Annotated in this window: 22 protein-coding genes; 13 read left to right on the top strand and 9 right to left on the bottom strand. The window is 65.1% G+C overall.

The annotated features are described in order from the left end of the window. The first annotated feature begins 122 nt into the window (after positions 1 to 122). Positions 123 to 434 carry a hypothetical protein gene (locus AC1DT7_RS17490; RefSeq protein WP_478037353.1) on the top strand — a complete coding sequence of 104 codons (312 nt, stop codon included), beginning with the start codon at positions 123 to 125 and terminating at the stop codon, positions 432 to 434. Here AC1DT7_RS17490 and AC1DT7_RS17485 read toward each other — a convergent pair. After that, entirely contained in the window at positions 409 to 1998 is a 1590-nt protein-coding gene (locus AC1DT7_RS17485) for an FAD-binding oxidoreductase (protein ID WP_478037351.1), read from the bottom strand. The genes AC1DT7_RS17490 and AC1DT7_RS17485 overlap by 26 nt on opposite strands. Then, entirely contained in the window at positions 1995 to 2504 is a 510-nt protein-coding gene (locus AC1DT7_RS17480; protein ID WP_478037350.1) for an alpha/beta fold hydrolase, read from the bottom strand. Before AC1DT7_RS17480 ends, AC1DT7_RS17485 begins: the two co-directional genes overlap by 4 nt. Before the next feature lie 266 nt (positions 2505 to 2770). On the opposite strand from AC1DT7_RS17480, the gene AC1DT7_RS17475 reads away from it, so the two are divergent. Then, the gene (locus AC1DT7_RS17475; RefSeq protein ID WP_478037348.1) at positions 2771 to 3016 is read left to right on the top strand and encodes a hypothetical protein; all 246 of its coding nucleotides are present in this window, start codon (positions 2771 to 2773) and stop codon (positions 3014 to 3016) included. An 80-nt stretch (positions 3017 to 3096) separates the two neighbouring features. Continuing rightward, on the top strand, positions 3097 to 4356 hold the full coding sequence (locus AC1DT7_RS17470) for a L,D-transpeptidase scaffold domain-containing protein (RefSeq protein WP_478037376.1): 1260 nt from the start codon (positions 3097 to 3099) through the stop codon (positions 4354 to 4356). A gap of 73 nt (positions 4357 to 4429) precedes the next feature. On the opposite strand, the gene glmS is transcribed toward AC1DT7_RS17470, so the two are convergent. From glmS to glmU, 3 genes are read right to left on the bottom strand one after another with little or no spacing between them, the layout of a single operon-like run. Further along, positions 4430 to 6253: a glutamine--fructose-6-phosphate transaminase (isomerizing) gene (gene glmS / locus AC1DT7_RS17465; RefSeq protein WP_478037347.1), complete on the bottom strand. Its 1824-nt coding sequence runs from the start codon at positions 6251 to 6253 to the stop codon at positions 4430 to 4432. Between the two features lie 23 nt (positions 6254 to 6276). After that, complete coding sequence (locus tag AC1DT7_RS17460; protein ID WP_478037345.1) at positions 6277 to 6588, bottom strand: hypothetical protein; 312 nt, start codon at positions 6586 to 6588, stop codon at positions 6277 to 6279. Next, positions 6585 to 7943 (bottom strand): bifunctional UDP-N-acetylglucosamine diphosphorylase/glucosamine-1-phosphate N-acetyltransferase GlmU, encoded by a 1359-nt coding sequence (gene glmU / locus AC1DT7_RS17455; RefSeq protein WP_478037343.1) that lies wholly within the window; start codon positions 7941 to 7943, stop codon positions 6585 to 6587. Before glmU ends, AC1DT7_RS17460 begins: the two co-directional genes overlap by 4 nt. A gap of 117 nt (positions 7944 to 8060) precedes the next feature. Here glmU and AC1DT7_RS17450 point away from each other — a divergent pair, with 117 nt between their 5' ends. From AC1DT7_RS17450 to AC1DT7_RS17440, 3 genes are all read left to right on the top strand, one after another. Further along, positions 8061 to 8735, top strand: coding sequence for an HAD-IA family hydrolase (locus tag AC1DT7_RS17450; RefSeq protein ID WP_478037341.1), 675 nt, complete (start codon positions 8061 to 8063; stop codon positions 8733 to 8735). Next, positions 8732 to 9109 carry a hypothetical protein gene (locus tag AC1DT7_RS17445; RefSeq protein WP_478037339.1) on the top strand — a complete coding sequence of 126 codons (378 nt, stop codon included), beginning with the start codon at positions 8732 to 8734 and terminating at the stop codon, positions 9107 to 9109. The genes AC1DT7_RS17450 and AC1DT7_RS17445 overlap by 4 nt, the downstream gene beginning before the upstream one ends. A 504-nt stretch (positions 9110 to 9613) precedes the next feature. Further along, positions 9614 to 10357 (top strand): DUF3658 domain-containing protein, encoded by a 744-nt coding sequence (locus tag AC1DT7_RS17440; RefSeq protein WP_478037338.1) that lies wholly within the window; start codon positions 9614 to 9616, stop codon positions 10355 to 10357. A 90-nt stretch (positions 10358 to 10447) separates the two neighbouring features. Here the strand turns inward: AC1DT7_RS17440 and AC1DT7_RS17435 are convergent, their stop codons facing one another. The 4 genes from AC1DT7_RS17435 to AC1DT7_RS17420 are packed head-to-tail and all read right to left on the bottom strand — an operon-like array spanning position 10448 to position 12993. Further along, positions 10448 to 11458, bottom strand: coding sequence for a nucleotidyltransferase domain-containing protein (locus tag AC1DT7_RS17435; RefSeq protein WP_478037336.1), 1011 nt, complete (start codon positions 11456 to 11458; stop codon positions 10448 to 10450). After that, positions 11455 to 12315, bottom strand: a complete 861-nt coding sequence (locus AC1DT7_RS17430) for an HprK-related kinase A (protein ID WP_478037335.1) — start codon at positions 12313 to 12315, stop codon at positions 11455 to 11457. Before AC1DT7_RS17430 ends, AC1DT7_RS17435 begins: the two co-directional genes overlap by 4 nt. Next, positions 12312 to 12587 carry an HPr-rel-A system PqqD family peptide chaperone gene (locus AC1DT7_RS17425; protein WP_478037334.1) on the bottom strand — a complete coding sequence of 92 codons (276 nt, stop codon included), beginning with the start codon at positions 12585 to 12587 and terminating at the stop codon, positions 12312 to 12314. Before AC1DT7_RS17425 ends, AC1DT7_RS17430 begins: the two co-directional genes overlap by 4 nt. 4 nt (positions 12588 to 12591) lie before the next feature. Further along, positions 12592 to 12993 (bottom strand): hypothetical protein, encoded by a 402-nt coding sequence (locus AC1DT7_RS17420; RefSeq protein WP_478037332.1) that lies wholly within the window; start codon positions 12991 to 12993, stop codon positions 12592 to 12594. Positions 12994 to 13087: 94 nt separating this feature from the next. On the opposite strand from AC1DT7_RS17420, the gene AC1DT7_RS17415 reads away from it, so the two are divergent. The 7 genes from AC1DT7_RS17415 (at position 13088) to phoB (ending at position 20266) form a co-directional block, all read left to right on the top strand. After that, the gene (locus AC1DT7_RS17415; RefSeq protein ID WP_478037331.1) at positions 13088 to 14314 is read left to right on the top strand and encodes an ATP-binding protein; all 1227 of its coding nucleotides are present in this window, start codon (positions 13088 to 13090) and stop codon (positions 14312 to 14314) included. Positions 14315 to 14388: 74 nt separating this feature from the next. After that, positions 14389 to 15438, top strand: coding sequence for a substrate-binding domain-containing protein (locus AC1DT7_RS17410; protein WP_478037329.1), 1050 nt, complete (start codon positions 14389 to 14391; stop codon positions 15436 to 15438). 1 nt (position 15439) lies between these two features. Continuing rightward, entirely contained in the window at positions 15440 to 16816 is a 1377-nt protein-coding gene (gene pstC, locus AC1DT7_RS17405) for a phosphate ABC transporter permease subunit PstC (protein WP_478037328.1), read from the top strand. A gap of 62 nt (positions 16817 to 16878) precedes the next feature. Further along, a complete protein-coding gene (gene pstA, locus AC1DT7_RS17400; RefSeq protein ID WP_478037374.1) occupies positions 16879 to 18093 on the top strand; it encodes a phosphate ABC transporter permease PstA in 1215 nt (404 codons plus the stop codon). Next, positions 18093 to 18857 (top strand): phosphate ABC transporter ATP-binding protein PstB, encoded by a 765-nt coding sequence (gene pstB / locus AC1DT7_RS17395; RefSeq protein WP_478037326.1) that lies wholly within the window; start codon positions 18093 to 18095, stop codon positions 18855 to 18857. Before pstA ends, pstB begins: the two co-directional genes overlap by 1 nt. Positions 18858 to 18874: 17 nt before the next feature. Then, on the top strand, positions 18875 to 19561 hold the full coding sequence (gene phoU, locus AC1DT7_RS17390) for a phosphate signaling complex protein PhoU (protein WP_478037324.1): 687 nt from the start codon (positions 18875 to 18877) through the stop codon (positions 19559 to 19561). Between the two features lie 12 nt (positions 19562 to 19573). Further along, positions 19574 to 20266 (top strand): phosphate regulon transcriptional regulator PhoB, encoded by a 693-nt coding sequence (gene phoB, locus AC1DT7_RS17385; RefSeq protein WP_478037323.1) that lies wholly within the window; start codon positions 19574 to 19576, stop codon positions 20264 to 20266. Positions 20267 to 20395 lie beyond the last annotated feature (129 nt).

Genomic DNA, 20395 nt, shown 5'->3' with positions numbered 1-20395 from the left:
AGCTGATATCGACCACCCCCGTCGCCCCGCACTTGGTCCCGGGTCCATCGCTCCGCAAACCCGAACGACGTGGCGCACGCGGCACCATGGATGCCGGAAGAAGTCCGGCATGACGGCGTAGCGTGAGCACCCCCAGAAACCTGCTCCGTATCACAGCGCGCGTCGCACTGGTGCTCGGCGGCTGGGCCGCGATCATGCTGGCCATGCCCTTTGTCGGCCCCGCGCGACAGGTGGCGGTAGTCGGCGAACGGGGCCGCGCATTGCGCGCCATTGCCGCCGCCGGCGGAAGCGTGGTGGAGGTGCGCGACGGTGCCACGCTCGCCCGGTCCGACCGACCCGGCTTCGCCGCCGCGCTCTATCGCAATGGTGCCCGGCTGGTGATCGAGGGTCGGATCGGCGCCGGCTGTTTCAGCTCTTCGACACGGGCGCGCTGAAGGCCGGGGCATAGCGGGCATACCAGCTGTTGCTGAACAGGCCGTCCGGATCCCAGCGCAGCTTCTCCGCGAAGAAGGCCCCGATCTGCGGATAGGAGCGCTGAAGCTGCTCCGGCGTGTAGTGGAGTTGGTAAGGCAGGAAGAAGCGGCCGCCTTCCTTCACCGTCAAGTCGATCAGGTCGCTGGTCAGCTTTGCCATCGCCCTGGTGCCTTCGGCATCGGTCTTCTGGTTGAGATAGAGGACGACCGAGAAGGCGGGTGCCGGCGCATAGCTGAGCGCGTTGCTCTCGGTATCGACCGCGCGGATCGAGGCGTTGACCAGATTGGCATGCCGTTGCTGGAACAAGGTGCGCATCGCATCGATGAATGGCACGATCCGGTCGCGCGGGATGAAATATTCGTGGAGGATGTCGGTCTCGGCGGGCAGTGCGTTGCGGAGATAGGCGACGCTGTCGTGCATGGGATCGTTGCGCGAGACGAGGCATGCCTCCCCATCTTTCATCGCCTGCGCACGGGTAATGGTGCAGGTCTCGAGCCGGTGCTCGATATGCTTCTCCGACCACCATTTGGCCGAGGCGAAGAAGTCGTTGCGCTTGGCGAGGTTGACGGTGAGGCGGCGCAGCTTGGTCGAGCTTACCTCGGTCAGCGGTGCGCGGGTGAGGTTCTGGTCGGCAGGGTCTTTCCGGTAGCTGTAGACCAGGGCCTCGCGCAGCAGCGATCCAGGCGCGGTGGAGAGATGGGTATAGGTCAGCCCGACCGCCGGATCAGCCTCCAGCTTCGCGAAGGTCTTCGGGAAATCGCGATAATCGATCATCGCCCGTTCGGATCGATAGACGTCGTTGGGCACGACATCGAGTTCGGCCGAGAGCAGCACGCCGAACAGGCCGTAGCCGCCGACGATATGGGTAAAGAGATCGGGATTCTCGGTGCGCGAGGCAGTGACGATCCGCCCGTCCGCCAACATCACGCGCAGGCTGCGGATCGAGCGCATGACTGCGCCCGCCCGGTGATCCATGCCGTGCGCGTTGACCGAGATCGAGCCCCCGACCGTGAAGATGTCGGTCGACTGCATCGCCTTGACCGCGAACCGAGGATGGATCGCTTTCTGGATATCGTGCCATGTCGCGCCCGACCCGACGGTGACCGTCCGCTTCGCCGCGTCGAGCACGATGGCGTTCAGGCCCTTCATGTCGAGCACCACCCCGCCCCGGCGGAAAGCGTGGCCGCCCATGCTGTGCTTCATGCCGGCGGGCGAAATGGTAAGGCCGTGCGCGCGGGCATAGGCGATGGCGCCGGCGACATCCTGCTCGTTATGCACCGCCACCACGCCGGCGACTGGCGTACGGCTGAGGCAGCTCGCATCGTTTACGGTGCCGCCGCGCTGCGCCCAGGCCGGTTCCGGCAGGCTCGCCGCATGTCCTTTCAGCGCGGGTAAAGGCGGCAGGATATCGCCGCAATCCTTCGCCCCGGTCGGGTCGGCGGCGAGCGGCAGCGCGTAGAAGGTCGCGCTCGCCGCAATGAGCGCGATGACCGAGACGCCGATCAGCAGCTTCTTGCGTTTCATGGTAGCTCCTCGATAGGCCCCTCAATGGCATGGTCCAGCGCGTACAGGAAATGCGCCGGGTCTTCGATATGCGGGATATGGTCGACACCGGGCAGCCGCTGGAGCCGCGCATGCAGGATGGTCGCGAGGCGTTGCCCCTGCGCGATTGGCGTAACGGTATCAGCTTCGCCCCAGATGATCGCCACCGGCGGCTTCATCGCGGCAAGACGGGCGCTCTGCCAACGCCAGCCGCCGTCATTGGTCGAGAACAACGCCGGTGCCCAGGCGGCATAAGCGGCAGTCGAGCCGGTGCGGCGCATCGGCCGGCGGATCGTCTCGATCCACAGCGCCGCCGCATCCTTGCGAGCGAGCAGCGACCGCATCAGAGCAGGCAATGCCAAGGGACTGGTGAGCGACGCAGCAATGGCAGGCTCCATGACGACCGCCTCGACGACCGGCTGATGGACCAGCCCCCTGCCACGATCAGGAGAAGAAGCCCAAGCAGGAGCCGCCAGAAGAGGCGCCATGCGCTACCGATCGTGATCCCCCGGTCATCACGCGTCAGGATAGCGGCTCGCCCTGCGACCGCAACGCGCATCGTAGCGGGATCGGGGTTAAACCATTTGCACCTTTTCGACCGTTCGGCGGCACAACCAGCCGGTCACCGTGCCTGACGCACATTCCGTCGCTGGGGGGATAGCGGGAATGGCCGGGCCGGGCATTCTCTCGGTTGCCGGGGTGGGCGTGTAACGCGCGGGCGTGTTTCCGCGCGTGCTTAAAAGGGATGACCTGTATGCGTTTACCACCCCTTATGCTGGCCGGATTCGGCGCTCTTGCGCTTGCCGGCTGTGCCAGGAACGAGCCTGTCGCATCCCCTCCGCCACCACCCCCAGGCGCGGTGCCCGGCAGTGTTGCCGCCGACCGCGACGGTGACGGCATCATCGACGGCTATTATTCGGCCGACGGCATCTATCATCCCAACGCAGCGGCGCTCCCGCCGCCTCCGCCACCACCCACTCGTCGGGGGGAACGAGGCTGACCGCTTCGTTCCGGGGGATGCGGCCTCGCCGCATTCCCCTTTTCCTTGCCATCATGGTCGCCATGGTTTCCGTGGTGGCCATGCCCGCGGCGGCAGCGCCCCAGCGCGGGGAGAAGGCGCGCGCTGAGGACCGCTCGGGTGCTCTCACCATCGCCATTCGCGACGAGGCCAGCGGCGCGTTCAAACGCTTCTACGCCGATCGCGGCTATCGCCCGCTCTGGGTGTCGGGCGGCAAGATCGGCCGGCAGGCCGGGGCGCTGCTCGACAATCTCACCTCGGCGCACTTCGACGGGCTGAAACCCTCTTCCTACAAGGTCGACGATCTGCGCGAGGCGATCGCCGCAGCCCGCGGCGGCGACCCGAAGGCAATCGCCCGCGCCGAGATCAGGCTGTCCACTGCCTTCGTCCGCTATGTGCAGGATCAACGCGGCACGAGCGGCGTCAGGATGATCTACGCCGATCGCAGGCTGAAGCCGAAAAAGATCCAGGCCGAAACGGTGCTGCGCGCCGCTTCCTTCCAGAAATCCTTTGTCGACTATGTCAAAAACATGGGCTGGATGAGCCCGCACTATATCCGCCTGCGTGGCCTGATGGCGCGGGCCGAGCGAACCGGCGCGTCGAAAGAGGCGATGGGCCGGCTTGGCCTAAACCTCGACCGCGCCCGGCTGCTGCCGAGCGCCTGGACCAGGCACATCGTGGTCGACGCCTCGTCGGGTCAGCTCTGGTATTATGAGGCGGGCAAGCAGGTCGGCACGATGCGTGTCGTGGTCGGCGCGCAAGAGACGCAGACGCCGATGCTGGTCGGCTCACTGCAATGGGCGATCCTGAACCCCTATTGGAACGTGCCCGACTATCTCGCGCAAAAGAGTATCGCGCCGAAAATCCTGTCCGGCCGGACCCTCGCCTCGATGCGGATGGAGGCGCTGTCCGACTGGAGTCCCGGGGCGCGCAAGCTCAATCCGGCGGAGATCGACTGGCCGGCGGTCGCCTCGGGCAAGCGCGTGCTGCGGCTGCGCGAACTGCCGGGCGGGGACAATTCGATGGGCCGGGTGAAATTCCTCTTCCCCAATGACGAGGGTATATACCTGCACGACACGCCGATGCGTGCGTTGCTGCAAAAGAGCGACCGGCATTTCAGCAACGGCTGCATCCGGCTGGAGAATGCCGCCCTGCTCGGCCGCTGGCTGCTGCAAAAGCCGATCGGCACGACAAAGGCGCCGGAACAGGCAGTCGCGCTGCCGGTGCAGGTGCCGGTCTATCTGACCTATCTGACCGCGGTGCCGACCGGGGCCGGGGTTGCTTTCCGGCGAGACGTGTACGGGAGGGACAAGCGCGGGTGAGCAGGAATATCAAACACGTAGCCATCCAACTTCCCTTCGCCAGGGAAGCAACAAGACCGGGGCTGAGCAACAGCTATTCGACCGTAACGCTCTTCGCCAGGTTCCGCGGCTGGTCGACGTCGGTGCCCTTCGCGACGGCGACATGGTACGCCAGCAACTGCACCGGCACCGCATAGACAAGCGGCGCGATCAACGGGTGGACCTTGGGCATGGTGATGGTCGCCATGCACCCCTCGCCCGCCGCGGCGACGCCGTCATAGTCGGAGATCAGCACGACCTTGCCGCCGCGCGCCTGAACTTCCTGCATGTTCGACACGGTCTTGTCGAAAAGCGGGCCCGACGGCGCGATCACGATCACCGGGACATTCTCGTCGATCAGTGCGATCGGACCATGCTTCATCTCACCCGCGGCATAGCCTTCCGCATGGATGTAGCTGATTTCCTTGAGTTTCAGCGCGCCTTCCAGCGCCAGCGGGTAATCGGTGCCGCGCCCGAGGTATAGCACGTCGCGCGCGCCGGCGATGACATGCGCCATCGCCTCGATCGACTCGTCATAGGCAAGCGCGCCATTGAGCGCGGCGGGCGCCTCGGCGAGATGCTTGACGATCGCCTTCTCCGCAGCCGCGTCGAGCTTGCCCTTGGCCCGCGCGAGGTTGGCGGCGAATGCGGCGAGAACCGCGAGCTGACAGGTGAATGCCTTGGTCGAGGCGACGCCGATCTCCGGTCCGGCATGGGTCGGCAACAGCAGATCCGCCTCGCGCGCCATCGAGCTGGTCGGCACATTGACGACGACCGCGATGGTCTGCCCCTCCGCCCGCGCATGGCGCAGCGCGGCGAGCGTGTCGGCGGTCTCACCCGACTGGCTGATGAAGAGCGCGAGCCCACCCTCCTCCATCACCGGTGCGCGGTACCGGAACTCGGACGCGACATCGAGATCGACCGGCACGCGGGCGAACTGCTCGAACCAGTATTTGGCGACCATGCCGGCATAGAAGCTGGTGCCGCAGGCGACGATGGTGACGCGCTTGATCGTGCTCAGGTCGAACTCGGGGATCGGCAAGGTCACCCGGTCCTCCATGCGCTGCAGATAGGAGCGCAGGGTCTGGGCGACGACGATAGGCTGCTCGTAGATCTCCTTGAGCATATAGTGCCGGTGATTGCCCTTGGAGACGAGCTCGCCGGTAACGCCGGAGATGGTGATCGGCCGCTCGACCGCTTCATTGTCCTTGTCGTAGATTTGCGCGCCTTCGCGGGTGATGACGACCCAGTCACCCTCCTCGAGATAGGAAATGCGCTGGGTGAGTGGTGCGAGCGCGAGTGCGTCGGAGCCGAGATAGGTCTCGCCATCGCCATAGCCGACCACCAATGGCGAGCCCAGGCGCGCGCCGATCAGCAGATCTGGGTGCTGGCGGAACAGGATGGCGAGCGCGAAGGCCCCGTGCAGACGCGGCAACACTTCGGCCACCGCCTCGGCCGGCTTCATGCCGTTCTCGACCTTCTCGCTGACGAGATGGGCGACGACCTCGGTATCGGTCTCGCTGTCGAAATGACGGCCTCGCGCGATCAGCTCGTCGCGCAGCGCCTTGAAATTCTCGATGATACCGTTGTGAACCAGCGCCACCTCATTGGTGGCATGAGGATGCGCGTTATTGGTGGTCGGCCCGCCATGAGTGGCCCAGCGGGTATGCGCGATGCCGGTGTTGCCCGGCAGCGGCGATTCCTGGAGCACATTGGCAAGGTTGATCAGTTTGCCTGAGGCGCGGCGGCGATCGATCTCGCCGTCATGCACGGTTGCGATGCCGGCCGAGTCATAACCGCGATATTCGAGGCGCTTCAGCCCGTCGAGCAGCCGATCGGTGACCGATTCCTTGCCGACGATTCCAACGATTCCGCACATAGAAACGTACCTTCAGATAGAGCTCAGTTCGCGAAGTTGGTGTCGACGAACGTCCATGTAAATATCAACGGGTCGGGCTCGCTGCCATGTTCTGCGATAAAGGCCGGGCGCCCCTTTTCCCAGATCCTGTGGATTTCATCCGGCAGGGTCTCGTGAAACTCCATTTCAGCCTCGACGATCTCGGTCCAGGTCCCGGGTCGGTGGTAGATTTCCTGAAGCTTCGGCTCCATCGCAACCATCATGGCCTGCGATGCCTCATCGAGTGCGCCGATTGCGTCGAGCACATAGCAGTCGAGCAGCTTCAGAAAGGGCTTCCCGGCATAGCGGTCGTTCATTTCTTCGCGGCTTTTCGTGCGGCCATCGCCTCGCGGAAACGCTTCGCTCTGCCCGGCCGCGCCTCCTGCTTCGCGCGGGCGACCGCCAGCGCATCCGCCTCGACATCGGCGGTAATGACCGATCCTGCGCCGACCATCGCGCCGGCGCCGATCGTCACCGGGGCGACCAGCGCGCTGTTCGAGCCGATGAAAGCGCCCTCGCCGATGACCGTCCTGTATTTGAAATAGCCGTCATAATTGCAGGTGATCGTACCCGCGCCGATGTTGGCGCCAGCCCCGACCTCGGCATCGCCGAGATAGGTCAGGTGGCTCGCCTTCGCACCAGCACCGAGCACCGCCTTCTTCATCTCGACGAAATTGCCGACCTTCGACTTCTCGCCCATCACCGCACCGGGGCGGAGCCGGGCGAACGGGCCAACCTCGGCCTTCGCCCCAATGCTCGCGCCCTCGATATGGCTGAAACCGTGGATGACCGCGCCATCGGCCACGCTGACGCCGGGGCCGAAGAATATGTTCGGCTCGATCACCACGTCGCGGCCGATCTGCGTGTCATAGGCGAACCACACCGTCTCGGGCGCGATCAATGTCGCGCCCTCGGCCATGGCGCGGGCGCGGCGGCGATGCTGCCAGCTCGCCTCGACCGCCGCCAGTTCACCACGGCTGTTGACGCCCGCGACCTCGGCCGCATCGGTCTCGATCACCGCAGACGGGCGACCATCCTCCGCCGCCAGCATGACGATGTCGGGCAGGTAGAATTCGCCTGCGGCATTGTCGTTACCGACCAGCGCGAGGAGCGCGAACAGATCCTCGCCGCGCACCGCCATCAGGCCCGAGTTGCACAGGGTTTCCGCCCGCTCCTGCGGCGTCGCATCCTTGAATTCGACCATCTTCTCGATGCGGCCGTCGCCGTCGGCGATCACCCGGCCATAGGCCGCCGGATCGGCCGGGCGGAAGCCGAGCACCACCGTCGCCGGCTGGTCGGCGCCGTGGAGCCGCTCGATCATGCGCGCCATGGTCGCGGTGGTGACCAGCGGCACGTCGCCGTACAGGATCAGGATATCCCCGGCGAAACCGCCCATCTCCTCCTCGGCCTGGTGCACGGCGTGGCCGGTGCCGAGTTGCTCGCCCTGCACCACCGTCATCACGCCGAGCGGCGACACCGCCGCCTCGACCTGCTCGCGCCCGGCGCCGGTGACGACGACGGTGCGCTCCGGCTTCAGCGCCGAGACGCTGTCGATCAGGTGCAACAGCATCGGCCGCCCGGCGATGGGGTGGAGCACCTTGTGCAGGTCGGATTTCATCCGTGTGCCCTTGCCGGCGGCAAGGATGATCGCGGCGATGGGTCGATTGGTCACGGTGCCAGAAACCTACTCCGTTCGAACCGGGGAAGAACGGGAAAAAAAGAGCGCTGCGCATGGCCCTGCCATGATTGTCTTGCCAATTCCATAGCAGCGCTGGCAGGCGCGGCGGCCATGACGCACTTTTCATTCGATATCGTCGGTTTCGATCTCGACGGGACCTTCATGGACACGATCGGCGACCTCGCCGCGGCGGTGAACTACACGCTTGGCGAGGCCGGCCGGCAGCCATTGACGATCGAACAGGTCATCCCGATGGTCGGCGCCGGCGCGAAGGTGATGCTCGAGCGGACCCTGGCGGCGACCGGCGGATGCAGCGACGAGGAGTTCCGCCGGCTCTACAAGCTGCTGCTGGCCTATTACGAGGCACATATCGCGGACGAGAGCCGCCCTTTCCCGGGCGCCGTCGACGCGGTCGAGGCATTGCGGGCAAGGGGCGTGAAGACGGCGATCGTCACCAACAAGTTCGAGGGGCTGGCAGAGAAGCTGCTGGGCGAAGTCGGCCTGCGCGACTGGTTCGACACGCTGATCGGCGGCGATACCATGGGCAAGGGTTTCGCCAAACCTCACCGCGCGCCGATCGACGAGATGATCAGGCGCCTCGGCGGCGGCCGCGCGGCGTTCGTCGGCGATTCGATCTACGATATCATGGCGGCAAGGAACGCCGAGGTGCCGAGCATCGCGGTCAGCTTCGGCTTCCTGCTCCAGCCGGTCGAGGAACTGGGCGCCGATGCGGTGATCGACAGCTATGACGAACTGATCCCCACGCTCGAAAGAATGGTCCGTTGATCGACCGCGGCATGCTCGCGCGGCTGGCCTTCTGGGGGGCGCTGCTGTTCGCACTGGTCATGGCGATATTGCCCCGGCCGCCGCATACCCCGATCGACCAGTTCGGCGACAAGTTCGAGCATATGCTCGCCTTCGGCACGCTGGCCGCGCTGGCCGCCGCGGGATATGCGCAGACGCCGTTGCTGCGCATCGCCGAGCGCCTGTCCTTTCTTGGCGCGATGATCGAGGTGGTCCAGTCGATCCCGACGCTTCATCGCGACTGCGACATCATGGACTGGGTGGCGGACACCGCGATCATCCTGATCGTCCTCGCGATCGCGGCGCCGATCCGGCGGGCAATCGCCAAGCGCAACCATGAGATTTTCCGACTCTAGCGGATGATCAGGCTTTCAGAAGTCCCAGCGCCTGCTCGATCCAGGCGATGCCGGATACGGCCTGGCCGGCATCCGGTCCGAGTTGGTCGTCCAGTGAGCGATCGATTCAAAAGGGACGTCTCATGCTTCACCATGAGGACGCATGGCGCATTTGGCCGCGCGGCTCTTTCTCACCGTTTGTCGATTTGAATTCCCTGTTCCGGAATATTTTTCCCTGTTATCTAATAACAGGGAATTGGCATTTAAGATCTTGGTATCTTGCGTTTATTACCGAGTTTCTTAGGCGAATTTCTTCAAAAAAAGGCAAATTCCCTGTTAAATTCCCTGTTATCGTCAAAGAACAGGGAATTTACGCATAAATTGTCGTGATTCCGAAGGTTCAGCTCGGGGTAACGCGACAAACGACTATCGGCGGCAGCACACGCTAAGCGGCACCCCCCTCCCCCGTTAGCGGAATCGAACGAGCCTTGGTAACAATCGGCTTTATCACGGGTGGCGAAGCAAATGTCTGGACCTATTCTCCACATCCTGTTCAACCCATCTGCCGCCGAGACACTCAAGCAGGCGCTGTTGACGGCAGATCGACCGGACCAGATACTGTGCTCGTTTGACAATTTTAGTTTCGGTCCGATCGCGACAGACGACGCGAAAACGCGGGTTAGATGGGTCGAGGAGGTACTAGGATGCACAGGCTGGAACGAAGTCACGGACAAATCCACAACCTTTCTGGCGGCGTTTGAGGCTCCAACTACCGCGCTAACAGTATGGCTCTCGCGGCGAGAAACAATGAGCTACGCTGGCTTCTTGTGGTGGCTGTCTCATGTGGGCGACATCCCGGTCTCGATTGTCGAAATCGCGGAACTATCCATCACGAATGCCGAGGGTATGGTCAAACTGCTCGATCATGCAGTCCCCCTCTCCGCTGAAAGCAGGTCACTCTTCCAAATACGGTGGGAGCAATTGAAGATTGAAAACGCACCTCTTCGGGTGATCGACGGCGAGGGTTTGGTTTCTGCGCAGATGGATCGTTTCGACGACAGCCTTCTGAGCCATATGACGTTTGAGTGGCAGAAGATGGCGAGAGTAGTGGCTGACGTCCTCGTCGAATTTTACGATGCCGGCGTCTATCAGACCGGTGATCTTGTCCTCGGTGCCCGCCTTGCCGATCTCGCTGAGACGGGAAAATTGGAGTGGCGGGGAGACCTCTCACACATGCAGCACTGCGAGTTGCGCTTGCCTGCCAGTTAAACAACAGAATTTTTTGCCGGCTTCGGGGTAGACTGGCTTCGCGTTGAACGAAATAAATGGTCGTTTCCAGTTGCCCCACCCGTCCGCACGCTAAACGACCCCGGCCCGGTGCCCACCCCGCCACTTCGTCCACAGGTGCCGCGCCAGCATCGCGGGCGGCATGCGCAGCCAGTGGGAGCGGATATAGAAGCCTAGGCGGGTGAAGGGCCGTGTCGCCCTGCCCCATCCATCGCGGGCGGTCAGGCGGCGGAGGTAAAGATGGTCGGCGAGGTTGAGCCGAGCAGGCTCACCGTAGAGCGCCGCCGACAAGCGAACAGCGCGGGCGACTTCCCTAGACAGGCCGTGATGCGCGGCACGCTCGGCCAGCCCGCTCGTGCCGAACTGTTCGACAAGGCAATACACGTCCCACAAATTGCGCATGCCGCCAGCAAGATCGCCGTCCGCGAACAGATGTGCGGCAGCATGGACCAGCATGTCGTTGGGCGAGAGCACCCGCACGCCCGGCTCGACCTCGACGCTCGCCTCGAGCAGCGCAGCCGCATCGGGCGTGATCCGTGCGGTGAGCGGCAGGATGGTGTGGTGCACATCGATCATCCGGTCGCGTTCGCGGTGAATCAGCGGCGGCAGCTCATGCATCCAGCGACGATAATAGGCATCGTCATAGGGATCGGGTTTCACCCATTCCCAGCCCGCCGCGATCAGTACCGCCTCGACCGCGTCGAGGCTGTCGCGCGGCACCAGGATGTCGAGATCGCCGATCGACCGTCCCTGCCCCGCCATCAGATCGGCAGCGACAAAGGCCGTGCCCTTGAGCAGCACTACATCCGCGCCGATCGGCGCCATGACGCGCCGTGCGGCCTCCGCCTCCCACAGGGCGGCGATTCGGCCCTGCGCAGCTGACGCGCGCGCATCGGCGAGCAGGCGCGCGACCGCCGGGGGTAGACGAACCCCTTCCAGCCGATGCGCGAGCGTTCCGATCATCTGCTCGGCGCGGGCCATCGCGATCAGCGCGGTCCAGCCCTCCGCATCGAGCGCCGACGTTTCGCCGGGGTCACTCAGGGCGTGGGCCAGCAGCCAGCCGTCTCTCGGGCCGTACGTCAAAGGGCGCTCCACAGCGCCTCGACCTGCGCGATCGCGCTGTCGGTGTCGGGATAGTCGATCGCCCGTGCCGGGACGGTCGTGACGATCCGGGTCAGCGCGTCGAACCCCCGCTCGCCCATCGCGACATAATTGGTCGATGCCTGGGTCAGGCGGACGAAGATCTCGCTCGGCGCGACAGGGCGGTCGGCCGCCTCGAAGCCGAAGCGCGGGAAGAGGATCAGCGCCGGGTCGGCCGGCCGGTCCATCCCCGCAATGGCAGCCGCATTCGGCACGAGATGGCGGATATCGCCCTTGGGCGTGCCCGGCAGCAACGGGCCGAAAATGCCATCGGGCACCTCGGCCTCGGCCACGCCGATCGCCGCGTTCTTCAGGCTGATGAGCCGTGGAAAGGCGTGGATCAGCCCCGTCTCCGGATCGAGCAGTGCGAACTCGTCACCCATCAGCCGCCAGCCGCGCGCACCGAGCAGGGCGGCGAGGGTCGATTTCCCCGCGCCTGAAATGCCGGTCATCACCAGCGCCCGCCCGTCGCGCTCGACCACCGAGGCGTGGAGCAGCAGATAGCGCCGCTGGCCGAGCGCCATCTGCAGGTTCATGCCCATTTCCGCGGCGAGCAACCCTTGCGCGAGCGGTAGTGGCGCCGCCTCGGGCAGCACGAAATCGCCGCCGATCATCACCGCCGGCCGGATGATCCGGCGCCACGGCCGCGCGGCGAACAGGCGGACGTTGAAGTCGGGCACGTAGTCATGCGGCCCGGGATAATCGGTGTACAAACGCTCCATCTCGGCGACCGGCGCGCGCCAGTCGGAGCCGATGCGGAACCCCACCGGCCCGATCCTGACGGAGAAGACATGCCTCATGCCGCCGACACCAGCCCGGCCGCGACCAACTCGTCGAGGCGTGCGGCTAGGGCAGCCGCGTCGGTATCGCCGAGTTCATAGTCCGCCGCCAGCCGCTCGGTCAGGGTGGCGAAGGTCATGCCAGCCTCGCCCAGGGTCGCGAGGATCTCCGGCGCGGGCGCGGTGATCAGATGCGTGATACCGGAGCTGCGGTGATAAACGGCGATGAAACTGTCGAGATGGACGATGCGCAGGCTCTCCGCCCGCGCCATCCGGTACAAGGGTTCGGACAAGTCCTCAGCCGCGGGGCATCTGCAACGAGGCGAAGCAGGTGAAGCCGCTCGTTCCCGATTGCAGGCGGCGGATATAATTGGTGTAGGCCCGGTTCTGTTCGTAATTCGTGCCGGGCAACTGCCCGCCGCCGAGCGCCGTCTTCACCGCCTCGCCCTTGAACGGCTTGCCTGGCGGGGCGAAGGAGCCGGCGGTGCCGGCCGGCACCAGGGACCCGTCTGCCGCGATATAGCTGCCGGCACGGCCGGGATCGGGCACGGGGATTTCGCAGGTCACCACCGACGCGGCGGTCTGGGCAAGGGCGGGACGGATCGAGACGATCGCGCTCGCCCCGACGGCGCCGAGCATCAGCGCGCGGCGACGGTTGACGCCGTCCTGCGGCATAACGTCCTGGTTGTCTTCACTCATGATCAAGCCCTTTACCACCTTAGCCCTTTCACATTCGCAAATGACTGGCAAGCAAGGCTGGCCCGGTTAAGGATGAATGAGTAGAGGAGCCGCAATGCTTATCGGGTTCGGCCACCGCACTTTTACCGCGATCGTGATCGCAATCGTTGCGGCGGTTGCGGTGCTGCTGATCTCGTCCGACGTTCCGTCCACCCTGATAACGCTGGTCGGCGGGATCGCCGCTGCCCTGCTCGCAGCGGGCACCGGCGACGAACCGGCCGCGCCGATTGCGCCGACACCCGACATCGCGCCCCACGGAGCGCCCGATATCGCCGAAGTGATCGAGGCGATCATCGAGCCGGTGATCATCGTCAGCCAGGGCCGTGTGACTCATGCCAATGCGGCAGCACACGCATTGCTCGGCGGCCATATCGTGGGCGAGGACGTGCGGCTGGCCATCCGCCACCCCGCGGCCGCCGAACGGCTCGCCAGCAATTCGACCGGCGTGCCGCAGGGGCCGATCGACCTGGTCGGGCTCGGCACGCTCGATCAGCGCTGGCAGATGCATGTCGGGGCCGCCTCAGGCGGGCAGCGCATCGTCCATCTGATCGACCAGACCGGCAATTACGCGGCCGAGCGCATGCGAGTCGATTTCGTCGCCAATGCCAGCCATGAACTGCGTACCCCGCTCGCCTCGATCCTCGGTTATATCGAGACGCTGGAAGAGGAGGCAGGTGCCGACAAGGCGGTGCGCAGCCGCTTCCTAAAGATCATGTTCGACGAATCGCGCCGCATGCAGCGTCTGGTCGAGGATCTGATCTCCCTCAGCCGGATCGAGGCGGAGAAATACCGCCTGCCCGTCAGCCCGGTCGATCTCGCGCTGCTGATCGGCGAAGTGCGGACCGAATTGCTCGACGCCCGCGACGCGCGCGGCAACGAGATCGCCGCCGATATCGGAGACGATGTGCCGCCTGTCGCCGGCGACCGCGCGCAGCTCAGCCAGATGCTCCACAATCTGATCGGCAATGCGATCAAATATGGCCGGCCCGGTGCGCCCGTTGCGGTCAGGCTGTGGCGGGACCAGACCGGCATGGTGCGGATCAGCGTGGCCGATGAAGGCGACGGCATTGCCGCCGAGCACCTCCCGCGCCTCACCGAACGCTTCTACCGGGTCGATGCCGGGCGCAGCCGCGCGGCGGGCGGTACCGGCCTCGGCCTCGCGATCGTCAAGCATATCGTCGAGCGGCATCGTGGCCGGCTCGACATCGCCAGTGCGGTCGGCAAGGGCACGACGGTCACGGTCCTTCTGCCTGCTCACGGGACCGCTGTCATCAAACGGTAACAGGACTGTCACACAGGCGCTTGGATCGCGCTGCTAGCGCGACTCAGGAATTGCTCCTCCGAGGAAACGCCCCAGTGAAACGGACTGCCCTGATTCTCGCTTTCTCCGCGCTCGCCCTATCGGCGTGCGAGGACCAGGCGAATGGCGGCGGCGCCGGATCGCGCGATCAGATCAAGGCGGTCGGCTCCTCGACGGTCTATCCCTTCACCACCCTGGTGGCCGAACAGTTCATCAACAGCAGCCCCGACGCCCGCACGCCGGTGATCGAATCGACCGGCACCGGCGCCGGCATGAAGCTGTTCTGCGCCGGCATCGGTGCCGCGCACCCCGATATCGAGGCGGCGTCGCGCCGGATGAAGGCATCCGAATATGCCACCTGCAAGGCCAATGGCGCAGGCGACATTCTGGAAATCCAGGTCGGCATGGACGGCATCGCCTTTGCCGAGGCGAATAACGGGCCGAAATTCCAGCTAACGCCGGCCGACCTGTTCAAGGCGATGGCGGCGACGCCGATGGGCGCGAAGAACAGCGCCCGCACCTGGCGCGACGTGAACCCCGCGCTGCCTGCTTCGCCGATCCAGATATACGGTCCTCCGGCGACCAGCGGCACGCGCGACGCGCTGACCGAGTTGATCCTCAACAAGGGCTGCGAGACGGCGATGCCGCAGATGAAGGCCCTGAAGGAGACCGACAAGGACGCGTACGACAAGGTCTGCAGCCGCGTGCGCGAGGACGGCGCCTATATCGACGCCGGCGAGAACGATAATCTCATCGTCCAGAAGCTGCAGTCCAATCCGACCGCGATCGGCATCTTCGGCTATTCCTATCTGGAGGAGAATCGCGACGAGGTGAACGGCGTGCCGCTGAACGGCGTCGAGCCGACCTATGAAACGATCGCTCAGGGCCGTTACCCCGGATCGCGCCCGCTGTTCCTGTATGTGAAGAAGGCGCACCTCAACGCGATCCCCGGTCTTCGCCGCTTCCTCATCGAATATTCCAAGCTGTGGGACCCGAGCGGCCCGCTGGTGAAGCGCGGGCTGATCGCTTCCCCGCCCGAGATTCGCGGACAGGCCGCCGCCATCATCAAGAACGAGATCCTGCTCGACCCGAGAAAGCTTCACTGAGATGTCGGCACTCGCCCTTCTCTTCCTGATCGCCGGGCTCGGCCTGATCGGCTGGCTTACCGCGCGCGTACGAGCGGTCAGCTTCCGGCGCGAAAGCACGGCGCGGTTCAGTTCGCTGCCATCGCATCACGGCACCTATGTCGCGATGTGGACGATCTTGCCGGCCGCCCTGTTCCTCGCGGTCTGGTCGTCGGTATCGCCCGCGCTCGTCACCGACTCGGTGCTCGAGACGCCCGCCGCGGCTCAGTTGCCCGCCAACAAATTCGAACGCGCGTCGATATTGTCGGAAGCGCGCAATCTCGCCGCCGGACGCAGCTTCGGCACCTTCAACCCGCTCTCGCAGACGCTCGCGCCCGCTTATGCCTCGGCTCAGAAGCGGTATGACTGGATCGGCAGCGCGGCGGCACTGTTGCTCGCCTTTTCGACCGGCGCCTGGGCGTTCACCCGCGTGCGCCCGGCGTTCCGCGCGCGGAGCCAGATCGAGCGGGTAGTGATGGTGTTGCTGCTCGGCGCCTCGCTGATCGCGATCCTGACGACCCTGGGCATCGTCGCCTCGTTGCTGTTCGAGTCGGCGCGCTTCTTCCGCATGGTGCCGATCGGCGATTTCCTGTTCGGCACGCATTGGAGCCCGCAAGTCATTTCCGCCGAGGATCCGGGCGCCTCGCTCGGCGCGGTGCCGCTGTTCTGGGGCACCTTCTTCATCGGCGCAGTGATCGCGATGATCGTCGCGATCCCGTTCGGCCTGATGAGTGCGATCTACCTGACCCAATATGCCGCACCGCGGGTGCGCGCCTGGATGAAGCCGATCCTCGAAGTGCTCGCTGGCGTGCCCACCGTGGTTTATGGCTATTTCGCCGCGCTGACCGTGGCGCCGGCGGTGCGCGATCTCGCCGTGTCGCTCGGCGTGACCTGGGCGTCTTCGGAAAGCGCGCTGGCCGCGGGGCTGGTGATGGGGGTGATGATCATCCCGTTCGTCTCTTCCATGGCCGATGATTCGATCGCAGCCGTGCCCTCCTCGATGCGGGACGGCAGCCTGGCGATGGGCGCGACCTCATCCGAGACGATCCGGCGCGTGCTCTTGCCCGCCGCCCTGCCCGGCGTGGTCGGCGGCGTCCTGCTCGCGGTCAGTCGCGCGATCGGCGAGACGATGATCGTGGTGATGGCCGCATCGGGTGTCGCGACCATGACGCTCAATCCCTTTGCCAGCGCGACCACCGTCACCAAGCAAATCGTCGACCTGCTGACCGGCGAGGCCGAATTCGACAGCCCCAAGACCCTCGCCGCCTTTGCGCTGGGATTGACCCTGTTCGTCGTGACGCTGCTGCTCAACATCATCGCGCTCAGCGTGGTGAAGCGTTACCGCGAGGCTTATGAATGAGTAGCGCCACAGCCAATGAGACCCAGGCCGAGAAGACGCCGACCGATTGGCGCGGCGACGCGATGCAGCGCCGCATCCGCCGCCGCTACCGCGCGGAACGCCGCTTCAAGCTGCTCGGGCTGGCGGCCGTGCTGATGTCCGCCGGCTTCCTCGTTTTCCTGCTTGCGACGATGCTATCGAACGGCATTGGCGGCTTCAGCCGGACCGAGATCAAGCTGCCCGTCGATTTCCCCAAAGCCGGCCTGACGCTGGATGCGTCGCGCCTGTCGGGGCCGGGTGCCGACCTCGCACTGGCTGGCGCCGGCATCCAGGGCGCGACGGACGGCGCCGCGATCGCCGCTTTCGGCAAGGATGGCGACCGGCTGATCTCCGACGGCGCGTGGCTGAGCGTGCGCGCTGCGGTGAAGGCCGATCCGAAACTGCTGCGTGGCCGGGCGACGATCGCCGTCCCGGCATCGGACCCGATCGACATCGCCGCCAAGGGCGAGGGATCGCCCGATGCCGAGGCCAAGGTCGCGAAGCTGAAAGCGGCGGGCGTGCTGACCACCGGTTTCAACCTGTCCTTCCTCCAGGAAGCCGATTCGACCGATCCTACCATGGTCGGCATCTGGGGCGCGCTGAAGGGATCGATCTACACGATGATCGTCACCCTGCTGCTCGCCTTTCCCGTCGGCGTGCTTGCCGCGCTCTACCTCGAGGAATATGCGCCGCAGAATCGCTGGACCGACCTGATCGAGGTCTCGATCAACAACCTCGCCGCAGTCCCCTCGATCATCTTCGGGCTGCTTGGGCTGGCCGTCTTCCTCAATACCTTCCACCTGCCGCGCTCGGCGGCAATCGTCGGCGGCCTCACCCTCGCACTGATGACCATGCCCGTAATCGTCATCGCCGGGCGCAACGCGATCAAGAGCGTGCCGCCCTCGATCCGCGATGCGGCGCTCGCCGTCGGCGCGTCGCCGGTGCAGGTGGTATTCCACCATGTGCTGCCGCTCGCATTGCCTGGCATCCTGACTGGTACGATCATCGGCATGGCGCGCGCGCTGGGCGAAACGGCGCCGCTCCTCATGATCGGCATGCGCGCCTTCATCGCCTCACCGCCCGAGCGACTGACCGATCCCTCGACGGTGCTGCCGGTGCAGATTTTCCTCTGGTCCGATCAGGTCAATCGCGGCTTCGTGGAGAAAACCAGTGCGGCGATCATCGTGCTGTTGGCCTTCCTGCTCGCGATGAACGGCATCGCGATCTACCTCCGCAATAAATTCGAGACCCGCTGGTAATGACCCAACATCTCAAGATGACGGCCCACAACGTCAACGTCTTCTACGGCAAGAAACAGGCGATCAGCGACGTCTCGATCGACATCGACCAGGATCTCGTCACGGCGTTCATCGGCCCGTCGGGCTGCGGCAAATCGACCTTTCTGCGCACGCTCAACCGCATGAACGACACCGTCGCCAGCGCGAAGGTGACCGGCGACATCAGGCTCGACGGCGAGGACATCTATGCCCCCGAGATGGACGTGGTGCAGCTCCGCGCGCGGGTGGGCATGGTGTTCCAGAAGCCCAACCCCTTCCCGAAGTCGATCTTCGAGAATGTTGCCTATGGTCCGCGGATCCATGGCCTCGCCTCGAGCAAGACCCAGCTTTCCGGCATCGTCGAGCAGTCGCTGAAGCGCGCCGGCCTGTGGGAGGAAGTGAAGGACCGGCTTCAGGACAGCGGTACCGCGCTATCGGGCGGCCAGCAGCAGCGGCTGTGCATCGCCCGCGCCATCGCGGTCGACCCCGAGGTGATCCTGATGGACGAGCCCTGTTCGGCGCTCGACCCGATCGCCACCGCCAAGATCGAGGAGCTGATCCACGAACTGAAGGGTCGCTATGCGATCGTGATCGTGACGCACAACATGCAGCAGGCAGCCCGCGTATCGCAGCGCACGGCGTTTTTCCATCTCGGCACGCTGATCGAATATGGCGCGACCTCGGACATTTTCACGAACCCGCGCGAGGAGCGCACCAGGGACTATATCACCGGCCGGTACGGCTGATCCACGGGACAGATGCAGTGAGCGAACATACGGTAAAGGCTTTCGACGACGATATCGTCCAGCTCCGCGGCCTGATCGCGGAGATGGGCGGGCTTGCCGAGCAGGCGATCGGCGCCGCGATCGAGGCGCTGCAGCGCCACGACCTTGAAGGCGCCGCGCGGATCGTCGCCGAGGACAAGAAGATCGACGCGCTTGAAATGCAGGTCGAGCAGCTTGCCGTGCGCATCATCGCCCTGCGCGCGCCGATGGCAGTCGACCTGCGCGAAGTGGTCGCGGCGCTGAAGATCGCCGGCGTGGTCGAGCGGATCGGCGATTATGCCAAGAACATCGCCAAGCGCGTGCCGCTGATCGACAGCCATGGCGATATCGAGCCGCTATCGGTGCTGCCGGCAATGGCGACGCTGGCCGCCGCGCTTGTCCATGACGTGCTCGACGCCTTCGCCGCGCGCGATGCCGAAGCCGCCGTGCTGGTGTGCGAGCGCGACAAGGCAGTCGACGATTTCTACAACAGCCTCTTCCGGGTGCTCGTGACGCACATGATGGAGAACCCGAAGACGATCGGCCAGGTCGCCCACCTGCTGTTCATCGCCAAGAACCTGGAACGCGTCGGCGACCACGCGACCAATGTTGCCGAAATGGTATATTACGCCGCAACGGGCACGCACATGGCCGAGCGTGACCGCGCGACGATCGAAACGATCTAAGGAGCAAGACCGATGGCCCGAGCGAAAATGCTGCTGGTAGAGGATGATGCGGCGCTTGCCGAACTCCTGATCTATCATTTCAAGCGCGAGGATTTCGAGGTCAAGCAGACCCCGGACGGCGAAGAAGCCCTGCTGCTCGCCAAGGAACAGACCCCCGATATCGTGCTGCTCGACTGGATGGTCGAGGGCCTGTCGGGCATCGAGGTATGCCGCCGTCTGCGCCGTATGCCGGAGACGGCGAACGTGCCGATCATCATGCTCACCGCGCGCGGTGAAGAGGAGGATCGCGTGCGCGGGCTCGAGACCGGTGCCGATGACTATGTGACCAAGCCTTTCTCCCCGCGTGAGCTGGTGGCGCGTGTCGGTGCGGTGCTGCGCCGCGTGCGGCCGGCATTGGCCGGCGAGCAGCTCACCTATGGCGATGTCGAGATGGACACCGTCGGTCACAAGGTCCGCCGCGCGGGCGAAGTCGTGCCGCTCGGCCCGACCGAGTTCCGTTTGCTCAAGCATTTCCTCGAACATCCGGGCTGGGTCTTCTCGCGCGAGCGGTTGCTCGATGCGGTGTGGGGGCATGATTCCGACATCGAATCGCGCACCGTCGACGTACACATCCGGCGCCTGCGCAAGGCGATCAACGGCGCGAACCGGCCTGATATCATCCGCACGGTCCGGTCGGCCGGCTACGCGCTGGATTCCGGCGCCTGACCTCCTTCCCCTCCCTGAACGGGGAGGGGAAAGAAAAAACGAATCGCCTGCGAAACAGTGGAGCCATGCGCCTGTCCGCGCGTTGGGCTCGGGCGCGGTGAAAGCCGGCGCATATTATGCAGGAGACAG

Source organism: Sphingomonas sp. P3_C6, assembly GCF_056402595.1.
Note: the sequence above shows the minus strand (reverse complement) of the source record. Positions and strands in the feature narration are given on the sequence as shown.